The sequence below is a fragment of the Gimesia panareensis genome (genome assembly GCF_007748155.1).
GTDB classification, from domain to species: Bacteria; Planctomycetota; Planctomycetia; order Planctomycetales; family Planctomycetaceae; genus Gimesia; species Gimesia panareensis.
Genome location: NZ_CP037421.1, coordinates 6612717 through 6635113 on the forward strand (window position 1 = coordinate 6612717; position 22397 = coordinate 6635113).

At 53.5% G+C, this 22397-nt stretch carries 14 protein-coding genes and 1 tRNA gene; 7 read left to right on the plus strand and 8 right to left on the minus strand.

The features are described from left to right. Window positions 1–32: 32 nt before the first annotated feature. Complete coding sequence (rseP, locus tag Enr10x_RS24800; RefSeq protein ID WP_145451710.1) at window positions 33–2036, minus strand: RIP metalloprotease RseP; 2004 nt, start codon at window positions 2034–2036, stop codon at window positions 33–35. Next, entirely contained in the window at window positions 2030–3181 is a 1152-nt protein-coding gene (locus Enr10x_RS24805; protein ID WP_145451711.1) for a 1-deoxy-D-xylulose-5-phosphate reductoisomerase, read from the minus strand. The genes rseP and Enr10x_RS24805 overlap by 7 nt, the downstream gene beginning before the upstream one ends. Before the next feature lie 403 nt (window positions 3182–3584). Here Enr10x_RS24805 and ftsH point away from each other — a divergent pair, with 403 nt between their 5' ends. Then, on the plus strand, window positions 3585–5651 hold the full coding sequence (gene ftsH / locus Enr10x_RS24810) for an ATP-dependent zinc metalloprotease FtsH (RefSeq protein ID WP_145451712.1): 2067 nt from the start codon (window positions 3585–3587) through the stop codon (window positions 5649–5651). Beyond that, window positions 5648–6238, plus strand: coding sequence for an LOG family protein (locus tag Enr10x_RS24815; protein ID WP_145114063.1), 591 nt, complete (start codon window positions 5648–5650; stop codon window positions 6236–6238). The genes ftsH and Enr10x_RS24815 overlap by 4 nt, the downstream gene beginning before the upstream one ends. A 28-nt stretch (window positions 6239–6266) precedes the next feature. On the opposite strand, the gene acpS is transcribed toward Enr10x_RS24815, so the two are convergent. Next, window positions 6267–6659 carry a holo-ACP synthase gene (gene acpS / locus Enr10x_RS24820; RefSeq protein ID WP_145114061.1) on the minus strand — a complete coding sequence of 131 codons (393 nt, stop codon included), beginning with the start codon at window positions 6657–6659 and terminating at the stop codon, window positions 6267–6269. Between the two features lie 259 nt (window positions 6660–6918). Between acpS and Enr10x_RS24825 the strand changes: the two genes are divergently transcribed. Next, on the plus strand, window positions 6919–8904 hold the full coding sequence (locus tag Enr10x_RS24825; protein WP_232093125.1) for a redoxin domain-containing protein: 1986 nt from the start codon (window positions 6919–6921) through the stop codon (window positions 8902–8904). Between the two features lie 9 nt (window positions 8905–8913). Here Enr10x_RS24825 and Enr10x_RS24830 read toward each other — a convergent pair whose 3' ends face one another. The 3 genes from Enr10x_RS24830 to Enr10x_RS24840 all read right to left on the minus strand — a co-directional run bounded on the left by Enr10x_RS24830 (window position 8914) and on the right by Enr10x_RS24840 (window position 12471). After that, entirely contained in the window at window positions 8914–10368 is a 1455-nt protein-coding gene (locus Enr10x_RS24830; protein WP_232093126.1) for a sulfatase, read from the minus strand. Window positions 10369–10404: 36 nt separating this feature from the next. Further along, on the minus strand, window positions 10405–11805 hold the full coding sequence (sthA, locus tag Enr10x_RS24835; protein WP_145114057.1) for a Si-specific NAD(P)(+) transhydrogenase: 1401 nt from the start codon (window positions 11803–11805) through the stop codon (window positions 10405–10407). Between the two features lie 96 nt (window positions 11806–11901). After that, window positions 11902–12471: a Uma2 family endonuclease gene (locus Enr10x_RS24840; protein ID WP_145114055.1), complete on the minus strand. Its 570-nt coding sequence runs from the start codon at window positions 12469–12471 to the stop codon at window positions 11902–11904. A 165-nt stretch (window positions 12472–12636) separates the two neighbouring features. Between Enr10x_RS24840 and Enr10x_RS24845 the strand changes: the two genes are divergently transcribed. The 4 genes from Enr10x_RS24845 (at window position 12637) to Enr10x_RS24860 (ending at window position 19084) form a co-directional block, all read left to right on the plus strand. Next, entirely contained in the window at window positions 12637–13131 is a 495-nt protein-coding gene (locus Enr10x_RS24845; protein ID WP_145451713.1) for a GNAT family N-acetyltransferase, read from the plus strand. A gap of 23 nt (window positions 13132–13154) precedes the next feature. Further along, entirely contained in the window at window positions 13155–14009 is an 855-nt protein-coding gene (rfbD, locus tag Enr10x_RS24850) for a dTDP-4-dehydrorhamnose reductase (RefSeq protein ID WP_145451714.1), read from the plus strand. A gap of 315 nt (window positions 14010–14324) precedes the next feature. Continuing rightward, window positions 14325–14413: transfer RNA gene (locus Enr10x_RS24855), tRNA-Ser, on the plus strand. Window positions 14414–14836: 423 nt separating this feature from the next. Continuing rightward, complete coding sequence (locus tag Enr10x_RS24860; protein WP_197997351.1) at window positions 14837–19084, plus strand: PAS domain-containing hybrid sensor histidine kinase/response regulator; 4248 nt, start codon at window positions 14837–14839, stop codon at window positions 19082–19084. Window positions 19085–19124: 40 nt separating this feature from the next. Here the strand turns inward: Enr10x_RS24860 and Enr10x_RS24865 are convergent, their stop codons facing one another. Then, complete coding sequence (locus tag Enr10x_RS24865) at window positions 19125–20714, minus strand: alkaline phosphatase D family protein (protein ID WP_145114047.1); 1590 nt, start codon at window positions 20712–20714, stop codon at window positions 19125–19127. Between the two features lie 228 nt (window positions 20715–20942). After that, window positions 20943–22394 (minus strand): DUF1501 domain-containing protein, encoded by a 1452-nt coding sequence (locus Enr10x_RS24870; RefSeq protein WP_145451716.1) that lies wholly within the window; start codon window positions 22392–22394, stop codon window positions 20943–20945. Window positions 22395–22397 lie beyond the last annotated feature (3 nt).

Genomic DNA, 22397 nt, shown 5'->3' on the forward strand with positions numbered 1-22397 from the left:
AGCTGCAGCACCCAAATAAAATTCCGTCTGGCTTACAGGAAAATGTCCAGATAGAGGACGAAGATCATCAGACCCAGCACGAAAATCATCCCTACGTAAGTTGCTGCCGCCAGCACCTGCTCATTGGGACGTTTGCGGGTGATGCCTTCCCAGCACAGAAATACCATGTGTCCCCCGTCCAGAACCGGAATCGGCAGGAAGTTGAGGACCGCCAGGTTCACGCTCAGAAAACCGAGGAACAGCAGCAGCTGTGAATAGCCGTCATTCGAAACTTCATAGGCGACCTTGGCAATCGTTACCGGACCGCTCAGTTCCAGTGGGGAGACGCGACCGGTAAACAGGCTCCGCAGTGTCAGGTAAATATCCTTCGCCGAATTCGTGGTATATTCGACTCCCATTCCCAGGGCCTGCCCCATGCTGTGTGCCTGCTGGGTTTCCCGCAGAGTCTGCAGCTTGATGCCCCGCACCGGCAACGACCACTGGTCTTCCGGTTTCTGGTTCGGATTGACCCAGGGCATCAGCTTGGCTTCTTTGATATTCCCCTTGTGACTGTAGGTCAGCTCAACCGGCCAGCCGGGACGCACCTGCATCTCCCAGAAGGCATTGGCCCAGTTCATGTTTTTGTCGTCAAACTCATAGCTGACCTCTTTCAGCCTCGGCCAGTCGCTCTGCGTATCATTTTCAGGGAGCATGATTCTGATTTTTTTAATCGTGTCGTTAGCCTCGATCCCTGCTTTCGCTGCCGGGCTCCCTTCCTCGACTTTCAGAGTCGTCGGAATCACATGGAAAGCGATCCCCAGCGAACCGACCGCCAGCGGAGTATTGGAAAAGATCGGGTGTTCCAGCCAGGCGGGATTGTCGAGCGGCACCACGTTCAGATTGACTTCAGCCGGCTGGGCGCCATCCTGGGCCCGGTTGACGACGATCGGTACGGTTTCGCCGGCACGGGAGGCAAAATAGTTCGGCAGACGCAACGGGTTGAGAGCCTTGCCCACATCCTGGCCGTCGATGTGGGTGATTTTATCACCCGCCTTTAATCCGGCGCGTTCTGCAGGAGACCCCTTCTGAACGGATTCAATCGGGCCGATATCCATCCACAGACCCAGGGTGCGAAATGGATTGTTCCCTACCGTGATCTCCACGATTTCTGTCTCGGGAGCCCCTTTGCGAATGATGCCTGTTTTCAGTGTCTCAGCACTGCGGGTCGCAAAAATCCGTTGCAGCTGGGCGTAGTTTTTCACCGGCTCTCCGTCGATGGTTATGAATTTATCACCGGGCTGATAACTGGGTTCCGCTTTGGCTGCAGCAGTTCCCTTCGCCGTCACACTCTCACCGGGATCTTCGAAGACGGGAATCTGCAGACTCTGGGACTGCAGCAGACCGATCTGTGGTCGGGTTCCGGTGCGGTCGGGAGTGATATCGACTTCGAACTTCTGGCCATCCGGATGGATGCCCTCCATTTTAATATCACCATCGCTGAAAGCACTGCTGCGAATGATGTCCATAAATGACTTGGTTTTTTCGCCGTTGATTGTAGTGATCACATCTCCGGGTTGAATGCCCGCTTCCCAGGCGGGCATGCCCGGAATCGCCGCGCCCACCACACAGGGAGTCGAAGCGACACCCATGCGAAAGGCGAAGGCAAAGAACAGCATCCCTGTGATGATATTCATAATCACGCCGGCGGAAATAATGCCCATCCGCTGGTACACGGGTTTGGCGGAATACGAGCGGGGATCGAGCGCAATCTCTTCGCTGGTTAACTGGCTCGGATCGACGTCGTCCTGCCCCAGCATTTTCACATAGCCACCAAAGGGAATGATCGACAGCGCATACTCTGTCTCACCCCACTTGAAGCTGTAGATGATCGGACCAAAGCCGATACTGAATCGTTCCACTTTGACATCGCACCACTTGGCGACCGCAAAGTGCCCCAGTTCATGAAAGAAAATGACCAGTCCCAAACCGATGGCCACCATGGCAATGTTTGCAACTTTGCCGGCTAGAGTTGCTCCCAATAACAGACTGGTCAACATGACTTCCACCTTTTTATCTCCTCACGGGCCCAGCGATCCAGTTCAAACAATTTATCCAGACTGGGGTGGGGTTCGAAATGATGTGATTTTAATACTTGTTCACAGGAGGTCGCGATATCACAGAAACGCAAATCACCCGTTAAAAAACGTTCGACGGCTGCTTCATTGGCCGCATTCAGGACAGCTCCGCAAGTTCCCCCCTGCGCCGCGACTTCAAAACCCAGTCGCAAGGCGGGGAACGCTTCCAGGTCAGGTGGCTCAAAGCTGAGTTCAAAAGACCTACTCCAGTCCATCGGAGGATTCAGGCCTTCTGTCCTAACAGGATACGTAAGTGCGTACTGAATGGGAAGCCTCATATCGGGAGGCGAAAGCTGGGCAATCACAGATCCATCTACAAATTCCACCATCGAATGCACGATCGACTGGGGATGCACCACTACCGAAATCTGATCGACAGACAGCTGAAACAGCCATTTTGCTTCAATAATTTCCAGCGCTTTATTCATCATCGTGGCCGAATCGACCGTGATTTTCGGTCCCATATCCCAGGTGGGGTGTGCCAGCGCCTTCTCAGGAGTGACATTTTCCAGTTCAGCAGGACTCGCCCCTCGGAATGGCCCCCCGCTGGCTGTCAGGATCACCTGTTTGACCTCTTGCGCACTCCCGGCACGCAAGGCCTGGAATATGGCATTGTGTTCACTGTCGACCGGCAGGAGCGTCGCACCGCTCCGTTCTGCCAGATCCATAATCAGTGGCCCAGCCACAACTAATGTCTCTTTATTGGCAATTCCGATGGTTTTACCCGCTTCGATTGCAGCCCAGGCGCCGCGCAGACCAGCTGCGCCGACGATCCCACAGATCACCGTATCGACTTCATCTGAGGCTGCGACCTGCTCAATCTGGTCATGACCAAACAGCACTTCTGTCTCAGAGGGAAAAGCGGACAGATCGACCTCTGATTTCAGCGCGGGATTGCTCAAAACGGCCCAGCGGGGTTTGAACTGCCGCGACTGCTCCGCCAGCTGTTTCCAGCTGCTATGGGCAGTCATAGCGGTAATCTGCATCTCCTGCGCATGGGAGGCAATCACATCCAGTGTGCTCGTGCCAATGGACCCCGTAGACCCGAGAACGGCTATTCGCTTCATTCGACCCTGTTTTTCATCCTCAGTCGGACTGGTTGACTGTTGTTTCAATTTTTTGAGCAGAGTGGAAAAAAGACATGCCTCGGTACTGTTTTTTTGCCCTAACCACCAACGAATCCGCATTTTAGGCGTAATAATTAAACATGGCAAGAGGCATTCAGTCTGCACCCGTAGCTTTTCAGCAGGACCTGCGACGGAACCTTTATTTCTCCGTAAAGCTTTGATTGACCCCCTTGTCGATAGAACATACATTTACAATAAAGTTAAGATGCAGTCTGTGTTAAGATCCTTTCAACTCAGATGACAGACATAAAATTCGGGAATATCGCGTTCTGTAATATTGTTCAGTCCGGTGTTCCGATTCTAATTACCCGCTCAGCCACTCCTCTGATAGAGATAATACCACATGCCCAACATGGATCCGAACCAGTCGAATCGCAGAGAACGTCCCACTCCCCCCGAGCGAAACCAGAAAAATGATAATCGGCGACAGGAACCGAAGGGTCCTAAAAGTAATGCCCTCTGGTACCTGGTGGTCGGCGGTCTGATTCTGGTCATCACGCTCTCAGTTGTCTCTAACAACAAGCGCGGCGAGAAAATCAAATTTGGTGATTTCGTCAAAGGTCTGGATGACGGCAAATATAATAAAACCAACGTGCACGAACTGAAGTTCGGTACCGATTACATCGTCTTCCAGGATCAACCGAAGCAGGAAGGAGCCGAGAAAGGGACAGTCGCCAATACGACCAAGAACTATTACATCCCGGTCTGGGGGATTCCTCAGGAAGCCCGCGCGCAACTGCAGTCGAAACTGGAAGGGAAAGATATCATCGTCGACTCTGAGAGTCGCCCATCCGAATGGGAATCGCTGATTGCCGTACTCTTCTTTCCTGTGGTCCTGCTGATTTTCGTGATCTACCTTTTCCGTCGCATGGGCGGGGCCGGCTCCCCCATGTCATTTGGACGCAGTCGCGGGCGGATGTATGCCCAGGATGATATCGAAGTCACCTTCAATGATGTTGCCGGCATTGATGAAGCCGTTGAAGAACTCCGCGAAGTGGTCGAGTTTCTGAAAACTCCTGCCAAATATCAGGCACTGGGGGGGCGCATCCCCAAAGGTGTGCTGCTGGTCGGACCTCCGGGTACCGGAAAAACCATGCTCGCCAAAGCGGTCGCCGGCGAAGCGGGAGTTCCCTTCTACGGTCTCTCCGGTTCTGATTTTGTGGAAATGTTTGTCGGTGTGGGAGCGGCCCGTGTGCGGGATATGTTCCAGCAGGCCGCACAGCGTTCGCCGGCCATCATCTTTATCGATGAGCTCGATGCCCTGGGCAAAACACGTGGCAGCGGAATGCCCGGCGGTCATGATGAACGCGAACAGACACTCAACGCCCTGCTTGTCGAAATGGACGGCTTCGGCTCCGATCAGAGTGTCATCGTCATGGGAGCCACGAACCGTCCGGAAACCCTGGACCCTGCCCTGATGCGACCCGGTCGATTTGACCGTCATGTCCTGGTAGACAGACCCGATGTCCGGGGCCGTGAAGCGATTCTCAAAGTCCACAGCGCCAAAATCAAGATGGACGAGTCCGTCAACCTGCAGCACATTGCCAAGATCACTCCCGGCTTCGTCGGTGCGGATCTGGCCAACCTGATCAATGAAGCCGCCCTGCTCGCTGCCCGTAACAACAAAGAGGCGGTCACCATGCACGAATGCGAAGAAGGTGTCGAACGGGTTGTCGCCGGTCTGGAAAAATCAACGCGTCTGATTCATGAAGATGAAAAGAACCGGGTCGCGTACCACGAATGCGGTCACGCGCTCGTAGCCTGTTCGCTGCCCAACGTCGACCCGGTACATAAGATTTCGATCGTGCCCCGTGGCCTGGGGGCACTCGGCTATACCCTGCAGCGACCTGAAGAAGAAAAACAACTGGTCACTCAGAGTGAACTGGAAAACCGGATCTGCGTACTGCTGGGAGGCATCGCCGCGGAAGAAATTATTTTCCAGGAAACATCGACCGGAGCGCAGAACGATCTGCAGCGGGCAACCGACCTGGCCCGCCGTATGGTCACGGAGTTCGGCATGAGCGCCAAGCTGGGCCGCGTGCATTACAGCGAAACCCGCCGTTCACCCTTCCTCGGCGATTCGTCTACGTCTGCGGAAAGTATTCACAGTGAAAATACCCTGCGGGAAATTGATCTGGAAATTCGCCGCATCATCGATCAATGCTCGAAAATCGCTTACGAAGTTCTGGATGAACGCCGCGAACTGCTGGAACACCTCACACAGGAACTGCTGGAATGCGAAGTCATGGACATGGACCAGCTGCAGTCGATTCTGAAACAGCATCAGCGGGGCCCGCAGATCAAGCCGGGAACTTTTGTGGACAATGCTGCCGAAGGCAAAACCGTAGAGAAAGAACCGGAAGAACCTGCATCAGACAATGACCAGGCAGCCGATGGAACCGGGGCATGAGCGAGATCAACAGTATCTGCGTCTTTTGCGGCTCGAAGGCAGGCTGTGATCCTGACTATCAGCAGTCTGCACAGGAACTGGGAAGGCTGCTCGCAGAACGCAAAATCACGCTGGTCTATGGCGGCGGCAGTGTGGGGCTGATGGGCATTATCGCCGATGCCGTTCTGGAAGCCGGGGGTAAAGTGATTGGCGTCATTCCACGCCAGCTCGCGACCAAAGAACTGCTGCATCCCGGGGTCGATGAAATGCATGTCGTTGATGACATGCACACCCGCAAGGCAAAAATGTCGGAATGTTCTGATGCCTTCATCGCCATGCCGGGCGGTTTCGGCACCCTGGAAGAACTCTTCGAAGTGGTCTCATGGGTGCAACTCGGAATCTATCTGAAACCGATCGGTCTGCTGAATACGTCAGGCTTTTATGATCCTCTGTTGAACATGGTCGAACATTGCATCGAGACCGAATTCATCAAGCCGAAATATCGAGAGCTGATCATTGCCGATGAAACACCGGCCACGCTCGTCGATCACCTGCAGCGGCACCAGCTACCGCTTATTGAGAAAATTCTGAATCCCGAGCAGATCTGAGTTGTTTGGATTCAGGCGTGAGACGGAATCAGGCAGACGGCGATTTCCCGACTGCAATCGCGGTCGCTGTCGCAAATTCCCGGCTGTGTGAAATCGTGATCAGAATCTCTTCGATCCCCATCTCGCCAGCGTACTGCTCGACTCCACCGGAAATGACAATCGTCGGTTTCCCGCTCTTGAGGTTGACCACTTCGATATCTTTCCAGCCAATTCCCTTCACGAAGCCTGTGCCCAGCGTCTTCATCACCGCTTCTTTCGCGGCCCACCGTCCGGCGTAATGCTGCTCCTTGTTCTTTTTGGAACCGCAGTAGTCGTTTTCACTTACGGTAAACACACGATTGAGAAAGGTATCACCGTGCCGCTCGATCATCTGACCGATGCGTGAAATTTCGACAATGTCTGTTCCCAGTCCAAGTATCACTGATATTTACCCTGTCCCTGATCGCCTGTATAATTAAAAATGAAATTCTTTCCCTGATTTCTGAAACAGAATCAATTCCGTCGGGGTATTACTGGGCAGGGTCGAATTGTTGTTGGTGTTTCTTCGTATTTTAACAGTAATTTTATCTACGAAGACCGCTACGATGGTGTATCCTGAGGGTTCAATGAGAATCGAACCATTTCGAATACGCACCAGCGCCCATCATTAAATCTGAGTTGAGAGGGGAGTTCAAGGTCGAATGCGAAGCTTCTATCGTCTAATCCCGTGTTTGCTGTTGGTTGGTCTGTTTACTTCCGGTCTTTCCGCGGAAGAGAAGGATTCTCTGATCGGCAAAAAAGTCGACAACTTCAAACTGCAGGACTTTCGTGGCAAGACCGTGCAACTCGATGACGTGCGCGATCAGAAGCTGACAGTGATTGCCTTCCTGGGCACCGAATGCCCGCTGGCCAAACTGTACGGCGATCGACTGCAGACACTGGCTGACGAGTACCAGGCTCAGGGAGTCGCCTTTTTTGCGATCATGTCCAATCAACAGGACTCACTCACCGAAATCGCCGCATATGCCCGCAAGCATGACATCAGCTTCCCCGTGCTCAAAGACGCCGGCAATCATGTCGCCGATCAGATCGGTGCAGTCCGCACACCCGAAATCTTTTTGCTCGATCAGGATCGCAAGATCCGATACCACGGCCGCGTCGATGACCAGTATGGTGTCGGTTATATCCGTGATGAACCCAAACGTCAGGATCTGAAAATAGCGATTTCGGAACTGCTCGCCGGAAAACCGGTCAGCGTCGCTTCGACCAAACCGCTGGGCTGTTTCATCGGTCGCATTCGCGAACCGGATCCCAACAGCAGCGTGACCTACTCCAATCAGATCGCCCGCCTGTTTCAGAAACATTGCGTGGAGTGTCATCGGAAGGGGGAAATTGCCCCCTTCGAACTGACCGAATACGAAGAGGTTGCCGGCTGGGCGGAAACGATCGCTGAGGTAGTGCGCGATCAGCGGATGCCCCCCTGGCACGCCGATCCGGCTCATGGAAAGTTTGCCAACGATCGCAGTCTGACCAAAGCAGAAAAAGAACTCATCTACCAGTGGGTCGAAAATGGTGCCCCGCAGGGCGACCCGAAGCAATTACCCGAGCCGCAGACTTATGTCACAGGCTGGAAACTGCCGCAAAAACCGGATGCCGTGTTCTATATGGACGACAAGCCCTTCACGGTGCCTGCCCAGGCTGGCAAGCGGGGAGTGAAATACCAGTACTTCACGGTCGATCCCGGCTTTAAGGAAGACAAATGGCTCATTGGGGCAGAAGCCCTGCCCGGCAACCGGGCGGTCGTGCATCACATCCTGGTCTTTGCCCGTCCCCCCCAGGGCAAGCGAGTCCGAGTGTTTGGCGAAGGCGATCAGTTTCTTGTCGGTTATGTGCCCGGCTCACGCGAAGTCATGCTGCCCCAGGGGATGGCCAAGAAAATCCCCGCCGGCTCCAAACTGGTCTTTCAGATGCACTACACCCCCATCGGCACCGAACAGCAGGACCGCAGCAAAGTCGGCCTGGTCTTTACCGATGAATCCAAAGTGACACACCAGGTGATGACCGCTCATGTGCTCAATCAGGAATTTACCCGGCGGAAATTCCCCATTGATGCCAACGACGATAATTTCAAAATTGAAGCGACTTCGCCTCCCAATGATCGCAATGCACTCCTGCTGAGCTTCATGCCCCACATGCATCTCCGCGGGAAATCATTCCGCTATGAATTGCGTAAAAAGCCGGATGAACCGGGCGAAATTCTGCTCGACGTCCCTGCATTCGATTTTAACTGGCAGACCGCTTACAAAATTGAAAAGCCGATTCCCCTGGAGCCGGGCGACTACATTCACTGTGTCGCGCACTACAACAATTCCGACAGTAATCTCTCAAATCCCGAACCTGATAAACCCGTTTATTGGGGCGATCAGACCTGGAATGAAATGATGATCGGTTATTTCAATGTCGCCATTCCCCGCAAGGAAGCCAAGCCGGAAAACCGTTCCAAAGCGGTCGCTTTCCGACTGGTCCGTCGTCGCGATAAAAACGAAAACGGTCAGTTGGAACAGTCCGAAGTCCCCCTGGTTGAGCTTCCCATTTTCTTCCGGGCCGACCAGAACAAAGACAAGGTCGTCACGGTCGATGAACTGGCAGACATGCTGGAAAAAACGCGCGGCAAGAAAGACGAATAAAACGGTGGCTCAGGATTTCGCCGCCTTCTTTTTCTGCTTGCCTTTGCCCTGCTGACGTTTGTTTTTCCTGTTTTTACCCAGCTCAGGATCATGCGGGGCATCGGGGGCATTTTTCTCCGGAAACCATTTCGCCAGTTTCTGTTTGATGTCCGCATACCGGGGATCATCAGCCAGGTTCTTCCATTCCATGGGATCCTGGCTGTGATCGTACAGCTCTTCATCACCATTCTGATAGCGAATCAACCGATACCGGTTGTCGCGAACCGCATGATTCAGCCGCCCATGCGTAGTCAATGCCGGACGCTCCCACGTCTGGGAGGGATCCTTCAATAAAGAGACCATGCTGATGCCATCCAGATGATCGCCGCGCGGGAGATCACACAACTCACACAAGGTCGGATAGATATTCATGAAATCCACCGCCTGATCACAGCGGGTGCCCACCTGTGTGACACCGGGAACGACCATCATCAGCGGGGCTCGTGTCGCTTCTTCCCACAGCGAAAATTTTCGCCAGTGATGCTTCTCTCCCAGATGCCAGCCGTGATCACCCCAGAGAACGACGATCGTATTTTTCGCATAAGGGCTCGCATCCAGCGCATCGAGCACGCGACCTACCTGCACATCAGCAAATGCGATGCTGGCCAGATAGGCCTGTACCGCATACCGCCAGTTCTCTGTCTTCAGAATTTTGGCGTGATCGCCTTGCGGTCGGGCCATCCGTACGCCGGCAGGGGGAATGTCATCCAGATCGTGTTCTGGAACTTCGGGAATGTGAATCTTATCCAGCGGATACATGTCATAATATTTTCGCGGCACCTGCCAGGGCATGTGAGGGCGATAGATCCCGCACGCCAGAAAGAACGGTTTCTGATCAGGCTTGCCCAGAAATTCGATGGCGTAATTTGCCATTTTGTAATCGCTCATCTCCTGGTCCTGGGCATCCAGCACACCCCAGATAATGGTCCCGGCCCGGGAGTGGGGATCCTGCAGCACGGCCGGAGTCGGTTTGGGATCGCCGGTCTGCTTGAGGTAGTCGTCCCATGATCCATAGTCGTTATAGCGGCCATGAAAGATTTTTCCCGAGCCGTTCGCCTGGTAACCATGGTTGCGAAAATGTTGAGGCAGTGTGACGGCACTCTGCATTGCCGGTCGCCAGGGTTGGGAATTCAGATAAACGCCCGAACTCGAAGGACGGATGCCCGTCAGCAGAGCCGCCCGTGATGGATTACACGCCGGAGCCGCACAATGCGAATTCGTAAACAGCAGCCCCCGTGCCGCCAGGCGATCGATGTTCGGCGTTTTACAGTCCGGATGACCGCCCAGACAACTGATCCAGTCGTTTAAATCATCGACGGCAATAAACAACACATTCGGCCGGGTTGTTTCCGCAGCCACAGCCTGCATTCCACCAGAACAGATCACGGACAGCAGCAACAGTAATCCGAAGAGCGAGCGACTCATAGGTAACCTCTGCAATGTTGAACTAACAGAAATGTATCAGAACAGGCGATTGTACCCGTTCAGCGCAGCCACGCGATAGGCTTCTGCCATCGTGGGGTAATTGAATGTTGTGTTGATGAAATACAGCAGCGTGTTGGCCGAGCCGGGCTGCGACATGATGGCCTGACCAATGTGAATGATTTCCGAAGCGCTGGGCCCGAAACAGTGAATTCCGAGAATCTCCAGGGTATCACGGTGGAACAACAGCTTCAGCATCCCTGTCGGGCAGTTCATGATCTGGGCGCGGGCCAGATGTTTGAACATGGAATGCCCTACTTCGTAGGGGATTTTAGCTTCCGTCAGTTCCCGTTCGGTCTTGCCCAGGGAGCTGATTTCGGGGCTGGTATAAATCCCGGTCGGAATATCCTGGATCAGGGCCCGTTCGCACTCGCCGTTATCCAGATGGCTGGCAGCATACCTTCCCTGCACATAGGCAGCACTCGCCAGCGAAGGATAGCCGATAATATCACCCACGGCATAAATGTGCGGCTGTGTGGTCTGGAAGTCATCATTGACGTCAATCTGCCCGCGTGAGTTGGGCTGGATTTCCAGTGTTTCCAGTCCCAGGTTTTCTGAATTCCCGGTCCGGCCGGCTGCGAACAACATGATATCGGTTTTCAGCTTTTTACCTGACTGCAGATTCATGATCACGCCGTCATCGGTGCCTTCAATCGATTCATAATGCTCACAATGCCGCAGCAGCACGCCACTCTCACGCATGTGATAACTCAAGGCATCACTGATTTCATCATCCAGAAAGTCCAGCAGGGAACTCCGGGTGTTGACCAGATTGACTTTCATCCCCATCGTACGCAGCATGGAAGCGTATTCGCAACCGATGACCCCGGCCCCATAGACGCTGATTGATCGGGGAGTAAACTCCAGATCCAGAATGGTATCGCTGCAGAAAATATGCGGGTGATTGAAATCAACATCAGCCGGACGATAGGGGCGCGAACCGGCTGCGATGATGGCGTAATCGAACGAGATTTCTTCGGTGAGACCGTTGGGCGTTTCAATATGAAGATGGTGCGGATCCAGAAAACGCGCCTGACCTTCGACCAGGTCCACGCCGTTCCGTTCATAAAACATCCGCCGCATGCCCACCTGCTTCTGAATCACAGAGGCGGCTGTTTTGCGCAGTTCGGGAAATTCCAGATCAAACACCATGCCGGCCCGCCCCATCTGCCGCATGTAGGTGTTGATCTCCGACATCCGCAGGATCGAATAGCGTAAGGCCTTACTGGGGATTGTACCTTTATGGGTGCAGTTACCGCCGATCTCGTAAAATTTCTCGATCGAAATGACCGATTTTCCCTGCTTGATGGCCTGCATGGCTGCCCCTTCTCCACCGGGGCCGGTACCAATCACTGCCACATCATAATGTGCCTTAGGCATCCCTGAATTATCCTTGAATGTTGAATATTGCTTACTGAAGCGAGCAACCGATTTTCAGTAAGAAGTCGAATTAAATGAATACTGTCTACTCTTAACTTACCACCAGTCCGGCTCCGCGAACAAGTCTCTCACGCTCATTTCGAATTCCGGCAGACTGTCTCCCCCCGTCATCTTGCCATTGATGTCAATCACCTCACTGCCAGTCGCGGGACGATATTCAAGCACCTCCATTTCGGTGGGATCAATTACCCAGATCAAAGAGACTCCCCAGTTGACATATTCATCGACGTGTTCTTGCATCTGACGCCGGCGGGGGTTCGTGGAGGCAATTTCGATGATCGCATCCGGTCTGCGCTCTGTGATCACTTTATCCAGCTCGTCGAATCGACTACCCGTTTTGAAAATGCAGACGGCTGGAAAACGGACCGTGTCCGGATCGCGTTTGACGACCAGGCCCAGTTCAAAATAGGCGGCGCCGTCATCCCGCTTGTGCAGATAGCGGGAAAGTGATTTGGAAATGTTTAAAACAATCGTGCCATGTTCGATGTCCGGAGCATCCAGATTGATGATCTGCCCCTGAGCCAGCTCCGTCCACCGCCCTGCATCGGGCAACTCCATCCGGGCATCCAGGAATTGCTCTACTGTATAACTCGCCGGGTCCGACATTCATTTTTCCTATCAGGCCACGTTGATTTGTGGCACGGAAGACTCAGATTAGGGATTCCTCCGCTCACCTTTCATTTTTCTTCATTACATCATAGCATACACGGGAGTTTGACGTCAGTCATGAATTACAGATTCAGAATCCCCGTTTCACTTTGATCGAGACACATGAAAATCCGTCCTTATCAGCCGACAGACCTGGAAACTCTGCAAGCGATTACCGTCGAAGCGTTTCAGGGAGTCTCGATCGATGAAGGCATCGAACGGAAATTTGGTCTGATCCAGGGGCACGACTGGAAATGGCGGAAAGCCGGTCATGTGGAAGCCGATTCCCGTCGCGAACCCGAGGGGATTTTTGTAGCGGAACTCGATGACAGAATTGTCGGGTATATTTCCACCTGGCACGATCCGGCAGCCGGGATCGGCTACATTCCCAACATGGCTTTTGTGCCCGAATGCCGGGGACAGGGGATGGGACGCCAGCTGCTGGAACACGCCCTGGCTCACTTTCGCAACCTGGGGTTGTCACTGGCAAAAATTGAGACACTGGAACAGAACGCGGTGGGGAACCATCTTTACACATCACTCGGTTTTCAGGAGGTAGCCAGACAGGTCCACTTTGTGGCGCCCCTGGCGTCTCCTGATGCGGATGCACAGACCTGATTCAGGAAAGGATTCCGTTCAATATGAAAATCACTGTCATTGGTTCGCGGGGACAGTTGGGACAGGATCTCTGTACCCGCCTGATCGAGGAAGAACATCAGGTTTCCGGTCTGACACATCAACAGATTTCTATCGAAGAAGCGTCGAGCGTCGCCTCTACACTTTCAGAGACCGCGCCGGATCTGGTAATCAACACCGCCGCCTATAACAAAGTCGATCAGGCGGAATCGGAACCCGAAGTCGCTTATGCCATCAACGCGCTCGGCCCCCGAAATCTGGCGCGCTATTGTCAGGAACAGCAGATTGCTCTGATGCAGATCAGCTCTGATTATGTGTTCGGACTGGACCTCACCCGACAGGCAGGCTATCGGGAACAGGATGCCCCGGGCCCTGTCAGTGCCTACGGGCTCAGCAAACTGGCGGGGGAATATTTTGTCCGGGCACTGTGCCCTCAGCATTATGTGATTCGCACCTGTGGGCTGTATGGGAAAGCGGGCAAAACCGGAAACGGAAACTTTGTCGAAACCATGCTCCGGCTGGGACGCGAACGCGATTCGCTTTCCATCATCAATGATCAGCATTGTACACCTACCTCCACCCGCGATCTGGCAGAGGCGCTGACCAGGCTGATCAGCACAGATCAGTTCGGTCTGTACCACGTGACGAATCGGGGGCAGACCACCTGGTATGAACTGGCTCGAAAGGTCTTTGAGATTGCCGGGATTGAGGTAGAAACGAGTCCTATCACCACAGAACAGTACAACGCCGCCGCCGACCGACCCCGCTACAGCGTTCTCGATTGCTCGCTCCTGGAAGAAGTGACTCAGTACACACTTCCCGACTGGCAGACAGCATTGGAAAACTATCTGCAGTCCTGAATGTAAAATGCTGTAAGTGGTAATCATTGAATGCCTTAAGGCGCCCGTACCGGATGCGGATTGCACAGTCAGGCCCGGACCGGTTTTGGCGATTATTGCTGTGATTTCAGATCCTCCCCCCGGGATTCCCCGCTTTCGCACCTCAGGGGGCTGAAACTATTGCAGCTGCGAATTTGGTTTGATACACTCCCTCTTCCCTGTTGTGTCAAATTACCGAAGTCTCTGCATAATCAGGGCTTCAAACGTTGACATTCCACAGCAAAAACAGCATAAAGAGTGCTGAATCGGCTCTGTTATAAGTAGCCGAGGCAGTCAGGAGAGATGGCAGAGTGGCCGAATGCGCTGGTTTGCTAAACCAGTGAGCCGTGCAAACGGTTCCACGGGTTCGAATCCCGTTCTCTCCGTATTCCATAAAAAGCCGTTGCAGAATTTCTTTTTTCTGCTGCGGCTTTTTTCTTGCGCACTGTCGACTTCATTGTGGAGGCAGCTACCAGTTCCCTGCTTGAAAGGGGCTTGCAAGGGAATTTCTGCGGTGATTTCAGGGGAATCCCTCGCTCTCCTGCCTTCAAACTCGATTTCCACAGAAAGGCAGTATAACCCACTCAGCAGACATAACAGTCATGGGTTTCACATTTTCTGTTTCTCTCGTCCTGACTCAAGTTGAGGGCCGAAATCATATTATTAGTAATTATAAGTAAATCCCACACGGATGTTTTATCGCGCTGTTACATTCTCCCGCCGATGAACTCGATAAACGTCCCTCTCCTTTTCTTTGATTTACAACGATGCATATTATTCATTCTGATTCTCATGAAGGCGAATCCTCTTTGGGCAAACGTATCATTCAGTCACCCGCGCTGCAGGCCGGGCTGGCCAGCCTGACTTTTGTTCTGATTTTGATTCTGTTTCACGCGTATCAACCGGCACCGAAACCGACTGTTGTATTCACTGCTGATTCACAGCAGCAGTTAATCAGTCGACTTGAGTTACAGACTACAGAGATCGTCAAACATCTGCTGCTCCTCCAGGATCCGGATCAGAATACCAGCAGCTATCACAAACTCGACGAACTTCTGAATCGCTGGAATGAACAGCATCAGCAACTCAGGCAGTCATCAAACTCAATCAGTCGGTCAGCAACAGTTTCTGCAGCTTTAATGCTGGATGAACAGATTTCGCCACTCTTCAACCAGATTACAAACGACGTTCTCCAGGTTTTGTCAGGGGCTCAGACTCCGCAGGCAAAGTTGCCTGCAGTACTGGCCAGCGAGCAGAAACTGATGCTCCTGCTGGCCCAATATCAGTCCGCACTCTCTTCCGGACAGCTCGAGGATCGGGCTGCTGCCGGAGCCTCTCCTGGCTGGTTTTCCGGGTTGATCCTGTTTGGTATTTCCTATGCCATCTGTCTTTATCTGTTTTCGCAGATCCAAAATCGACGCCAGAGTCTGCATCAGTTCCAGGCAGATCTGGATTCGCGCGCACGGAATCTGGAGAGTAATCAATCACAACTGGCAGCTTCCATTTCTGCAACGTTTCATGAGACCTGGTCGTGGACGAAAAATACAGGCGAGTTCTGGTGCTCCGATACTTTCTGGCGCGTATTCGGATATTCTTCAGAGGCAGAGTACCCGGAATCTCAGTTTGATGTCTTTCGCAGTCACCTGGATCCAGGGAATCGGGGCTTATTGGAAGCAGCAGTCGAACGACATCTGCAGTCGGGAATTCCCATTGATCTGGAGGTCCGTGCTGAAAATCAGCTGGGGCACTCCCGTTGGGTACGCATTCAGGCCAGGACGCTCTCCGCGGAGGATGCCGAGCAACTGACCATCGTCGGAACGGCTGAAGACATCCATGAATACAAACTGACGAAGTTGCAGCTCAACCAGAGCGAAAAACTGTTATCACGCGTCGGGGAAGTAGCCAAAATCGGAGGCTGGCACCTGGATCTGGAGACGAAAGAACTGTTCTGGACACAGGAAACCTATGCGATCCATGAAGTAGAGCCGGGGTATCAGCCCTCGATCAGAAATGCTTATAAGTTTTATGCTCCCGAAGCGCGTCCCGCCATTCAGAATGCATTGGAGCGATCCCTGGAAACAGGAGAGTCCTGGGATCTGAAACTTCCATTTATCACTGCTAAAGGGAAGCATATCTGGGTGCGGGCACAGGGGGAGCTGGAATATGAACAGGGGCATCCGGTCAGGCTGGTCGGCGCCTTTCAGGATATTACTGAGGAAAAACAACGTGAAGCGGAATTCTTACTTTTGCAATATGACGAGTACACCTCCCGCGCACATCTGGATGGGGTGATCCGGGCCGCGACGGAAGTCTCGATTATTGCTACAGATCATGAAGGGATCATTACCCTGTTCAGTCCCGGGGCTGAGCAGCTGCTGGGCTATTCTGCAAAAGAAATGATTGGCATGCGGACCCCAGAATGTTTTCATCTTCCAGAAGAAATTGAAGCGCATGGTCGGGAACTGTCGGAAGCCCTCGGACGAAAAATTGAAAATTTTGAAACGTTTATTGCCCTGGCTCAGCAGGGGGAAGTTGATAAACGCGAATGGACTTATGTTCGTAAAGATGGCAGCCAGCGTACCGTTGAGCTGACAGTCACTGCAATTCGAGATCAGTATCAGCAGATCGAAGGCTACCTCGGTGTTGCCATCGATATCACCGAGAAAAAACAGAACGAAAAACAACTTTCACGGCTGGCAACCGCGGTGAGTAAGTCCACCAATGGCGTGGTAATCACCGACGACCAGGGGCGGGTTGAGTGGGTCAACGATCGGTTCAAGGAGATCACAGGCTACGGTCTCGAAGCGGTCATTGGCAAAACACCGGGCGCTGTCTTGCAGGGAGAGAAAACAGATCCTCAGGCGATCGAATATATGGCTCAGAAAGTCCGCGCTGGTGAAAGCTTCGAAACGGAACTGATTAACTATCATCAATCAGGAACGGAGTACTGGGTCCATATCAAGGCCGACCCGATTCTGGACGCCGACGGTAATCTCACCGGTTTCATGGCGATTGAAAACGATATTACGGAGCGAAAGCAGGCGGAGCAGGAACTGCTGGACAGCCGGGAAAAAATTCGTCATCTGCTCGATGCACTACCGGTGGCAGCCTATACCTGCGATACCGAGGGGCTGATTACCTACTATAATCAGGCGGCTGCGGATTTCTGGGGACGGGAACCGCAGCTTGATCACCCGGAAGATCGTTTCTGTGGTTCTTTCAGATTATATGACACCGATGGAAATTCCATTCCACATGAGAAGTGCTGGATGGCACTGGCCCTGGATACCGCCAAAACACTCCACGGGGGGGAAATTGTTGTCGAATCTGAAAATGGTCAACGCAAAACCGCCCTGGCCCATGTCAGTCCCCTGTTCAATTTTGAAGGTGAACTCACAGGAGCCGTCAACGTACTGGTGGATATCTCTGATCGGATGGCACTGGAAAAATCGCTTCGGGAAGCAACGGTCCGGCTGGAGTTGTGCCTCAAGGTTCTGGATCAGCATGCCATTGTGGCGGAGACGGAACTGAATGGTACCATTCGCCATGTAAATGAAATGTTCTGTAAAGTCAGTGGGTATTCAGAAACGGAAACCATCGGAAAGACACACCGCATTGTCAATTCAGGAACTCACTCTCAGGAATTCTGGAAAAACGTTTTCCGGACGATTGCTTCAGAGGGGATGTGGCAGGGAGAGATCTGCAATCGTCGTAAAAATGGCGAACTGTACTGGGTCGATACGACGATCGCGACCATGAAAGACGGCGAAGGGAATTCCACCGGTTATCTCGCGATCCGAAATGATATTACTGAACTTAAACAGGCACAGGAAGCGGCACTGGCTGCATCGCAAAGTAAGAGTGAGTTCCTGGCCAATATGAGTCACGAAATCCGTACTCCGCTGACTGCCATCCTGGGTTACGCTGACCTGCTGAAAAATGATCCCGAATTTGCGACCTCAGCCAGGAAACGGGATCAGGCGGTCAATACGATTCAGGAGGCTGGTAACCATCTGCTGACGGTCATCAATGACATCCTGGATCTCTCCAAGATTGAGGCGCAGAAAGTTCAGCTGGATTATACAACGACACAGGTATTCCACATTCTGGATCACATCGAAAGTCTGCTTCGTCCACCGGCGACGGAAAAAGGAGTTGATCTGGTAACCCGGATTCAGAATCCCATCCCCGATGTCATCAAAAGCGACCCGACTCGACTGCGACAGATTTTGATGAATCTCGTCGGGAATGCAGTCAAATTCACCGAACAGGGGCAAATTCAACTGATAGTGGAACTGTCTAAACAGGGAGACACTTCGTTCCTGCAGTTCGATATCCAGGATACCGGCCCAGGCATGTCGCTCGAACAGGCACAAAAGATATTCAACGCGTTTTCTCAGGCCGATACCTCGGTCACCCGGCAGCATGGGGGGACAGGGCTGGGGCTGGTCATTTCCCGTAAACTGGCCCGTTTGATGAATGGAGAAGTCTCGCTGGTTCGGACCGAACAGGGCAAAGGAACCTGCTTCCGCTTGACTCTACCCATCGAAACGTTACCCGAGACGCGGTTTATCACCAGCCGTTTACAGGACGACATCGAAAATTCGGAAAAACCGGCGCCTCCGGCTACTCTCACGCTCCCCCCAGGGACGCGGATCCTGCTCGCCGAGGATGGGCCCGACAATCAGCGACTGATTTCTTTTCTGCTCAAGAAGAAAGGGGCCAGGGTCGATGTGGCTGACAATGGTGCGATCGCACTCCAGAAATTCCAGGAAGCGGAGCGGGAGGGACAGCCTTACCATCTGCTGCTGACAGATATGCAGATGCCTGAAATGGATGGCTACACGCTGGCCAGCACACTGCGCAAAGCAGGGGCAGATCTGCCCATCGTCGCTCTGACCGCGCATGCGATGTCGGACGATCGACAGAAGTGCCTCGACTCTGGCTGTAATGATTATTTGAGTAAACCGGTCAACAGTAAAGTACTCGCAAAAACTCTCCTGCACTGGGTGACACAGCAGACTGCGACTGAGACCGAACCACACGCAGGGCTCTGATCTCAGTCGAATGTCAACATCGTGCACTCAGCGTCAGGGCTTAAGCCGGATGGGCTCCAGGCGTTCCCGCCTCCACGACGAATGATGCTCGCGGTGTGACATGGCCTCCCGGTCGGGTGACATCATCCACAACCATGTAATCACTGACCCAGTTTTTCGGTGTCAATGTGCAGCGGACATAACCCCGCTCGGAGTTCTGGAACTGCACACAGGGGTTGTGGGACAGAATATCGGCATGTTCCTTGCGTTTCTGTACGCCATTTCCGCCACTGCTGATGGATGTGCCGACAAACTCGGTCGCCACGACTGGTGTTTCGGGCTTGCGGTCATCCACGCGCAGATTGTTCACCCAGTTGGAGTGAATATCCCCGGTCAGTACGACCGGGTTCGGCACACGACGTTCTGCGATAAATTTCATCAGCTGCATCCGTTCATAAGCACAACCGGGCCATTGATCCATGGAATAGACCCGCTCCTCTTCTTTCGAAGGGAAACTCACCATGCCCATCATGACCTGTTGAGCCAGTATGTTCCAGGTGGCCTCTGATGTAATTAACTGTGACTGCAACCAGTTTTTCTGCTTGCCGCCCAGCAGTGAATTGCTGCGCGCCAGTGCGGATTGATTGAGCGGTGATTTCTTGTCCCCGTTGGGCTGATCGCTCCGGTACTGACGTGTATCCAGCACCAGGAAATCGGCCAGGCGACCGAAGCCGCCCTGACGGTAGAGCTGCATGTGCGGTCCCTGTGGCAGACAGCCGGGACGCAATGGCATCATTTCGTAATAGGCCTGATACGCGTTCGCCCGCCGCAACATGAAGTCAATCGGGTCAGCATCCAGTTCTTCGGAGACGTCGTCTGCACAGTTATTATCGAACTCATGATCGTCCCAGGTCACAAACCAGGGACATTGGGCGTGCATGTTGTGCAGCAGCGGATCGGCACGGTACTGGGAATGGCGAATCCGGTAATCGCCCAGCGATTCGATCTCGGGACCGAAATGCGTACGGATCTTTCCGTTCCTTCCGGATTGATATTCATAAATATAATCGCCCAGGTGGAAGACCAGGTCCAGATCGTCCTGTGCCATCTGCTCGTAAGCGGTAAACAGCCCCTGTTCATAGTTCTGACAGGAGGCGAAGGCAAACTTGAGCTGTTCCGGCATCGCCGTTTTCTCGGGCATGGTCCGTGTCCGGCCTACGGGGCTGACGGCATCACCCGCCTGGAAACGGTACCAGTACCAGTGGTCTGGCTTCAGGCCTTTGGGTTCCACATGCACGGAATGGCCCAGTTGAGGAGTCGCCTGAACGGTCCCGGATGCAACCAGCTTCTGGAACCCTTCGTCCTCAGCCAGTTCCCATTTCACTTCGATCGCCTCAGGACCTAGTCCCCCATTCGGCTGCAGGGGCTCAGGAGCCAGACGGGTCCACAGAATCACACTGGTGGGGTCAGGATCGCCTGAAGCGACTCCCAGGGTAAAGGGATCTTTCTGAAACACGGGAGAAGGATTTGCCCAGCTGGCGCGTCCCAGCAGAGGCAGCGTTGACAGCGCTGCACCATACGAAAGAAAGAGACGCCGACTGATACCGTTTTCAGCTTTGACTGCTTCATTGAGCCGTTTGTAATCGAACATATGTAATCAACCTGATTAATGGGAATGTGGCAGGAGTGGATTTGTATCGAAATTATCTGCGTTGTTCACGCGTTAAGGGAATGGCACGTCGGCGGACCGGATTTCGGTGCACGGCATTCCAGGAAGGTTAATTTGATTTTAAGACCTCGCACAGGGGACGAGCAACTGAAGAGTCATTTAAATCAGAAGCGAATCTGACTTTTCATCGGAACTTCATGCATTGGTTTCTCAACTCAAGATTTCCTGGATGACATGACCATGCACGTCGGTCAGACGATGATCACGCCCGCCGTGCCGGAATGTCAGCGCTTCATGGTCCAACCCCAGCTGATGCAGGATCGTCGCATGGATGTCATGAATGGAAAGCGGTCGTTCGACTACCGCGTTACCGAACTCGTCGGTCTCACCAAAGGTGATGCCCGGCTTGAAACCACCTCCGGCCAGAAACAGACTGTATCCGTTGACATGATGGTCGCGGCCGCAGGTTGGTGTGACTTTCGGTGTATGCGGTGTCCGCCCCATTTCACCGGCCCACACGACCAGGGTTTCATCGAGCATTCCGCGACGTTTCAGGTCGGTAATCAACGCCGCGACAGATTGTTCGGTAATCCGCGCATTCTTCTCATGGTTTTTCTTGAGCAGTCCATGCTGGTCCCAGGGGCTGTTGTTGCTGTCAAAACTGGGGCAGGTGATCTCCACAAAACGGACTCCCGCTTCCACGAGCCGCCGGGCCCGTAACGCCTGAGTCGCGTAGTAGTGCTGATGTTCGTCTGTAGAATCGACACCGTACTCGCGCTGAATGTGCGCCGGTTCCTGACTGATATCGGAAACCTCGGGAATCAGCGTCTGCATCCGAAATGCGGTTTCGTAATTGGCGATCGCACTTTCAATAGGGGAAGCGGCCGAAGCCCTGTCGGCAAACACTCGATCCTGCGCAGCCAGTAATTCCAGTTTGCGTTTCTGCAGGGAGAATGAGTCACTCGGCCGAATATTATCGACGGGCACCCCTTTAGCACGCAGTTGCGTCGCCTGGTGCGTGGCAGGGAGAAACGAACTGCCAAAATTTTCCAGTCCCCCATTGGGAACCCAGTCATTATTCAACACCACGTAGGCCGGCAGATTCCGGTTTTCGGTTCCCAGACCATAGGAAACCCAGGCTCCCATGCTTGGTGCCTGTCCGATAATCCGTCCCGTGTGCAGCAGCAGATTCTGCTGTCCGTGCAGGGGCAGTTCTCCCACCATGGAACGTATGACGCACAGTTCGTCCGCCACGTTCGCCAGACGCGGAAACAGATCACTGACCCATAACCCGCTTTCGCCCCGCTGTTGGAATTTCCAGGGGCTTCCCAGCCAGACGCGACCCGCACTGGATTGCGAGCGTTTAGAGACGGCCCCTGCCCCAATCGGTTTTCCTTCGTGCGCTTTCAGGGCCGGCTTCGGATCGAAAGTATCCACATGACTTGGCCCGCCATCCATAAAGCAGAAAATCACATTCTTGACGCGAGGCGTGTGATGGGGCTGTACCGGGCTGGTTGACGCGTGGAGCCGGTTCTGCTCACCCAGCAGGCCAGCCAGTGCCAGCCAGCCGAAACCGGCACTCGTCTGTTTCAGGAATCCACGTCGACTGTGGACGGTTAAGGCACCCGGGCAGTTGCTCGAACGGAATGATGAACTCTGCATATC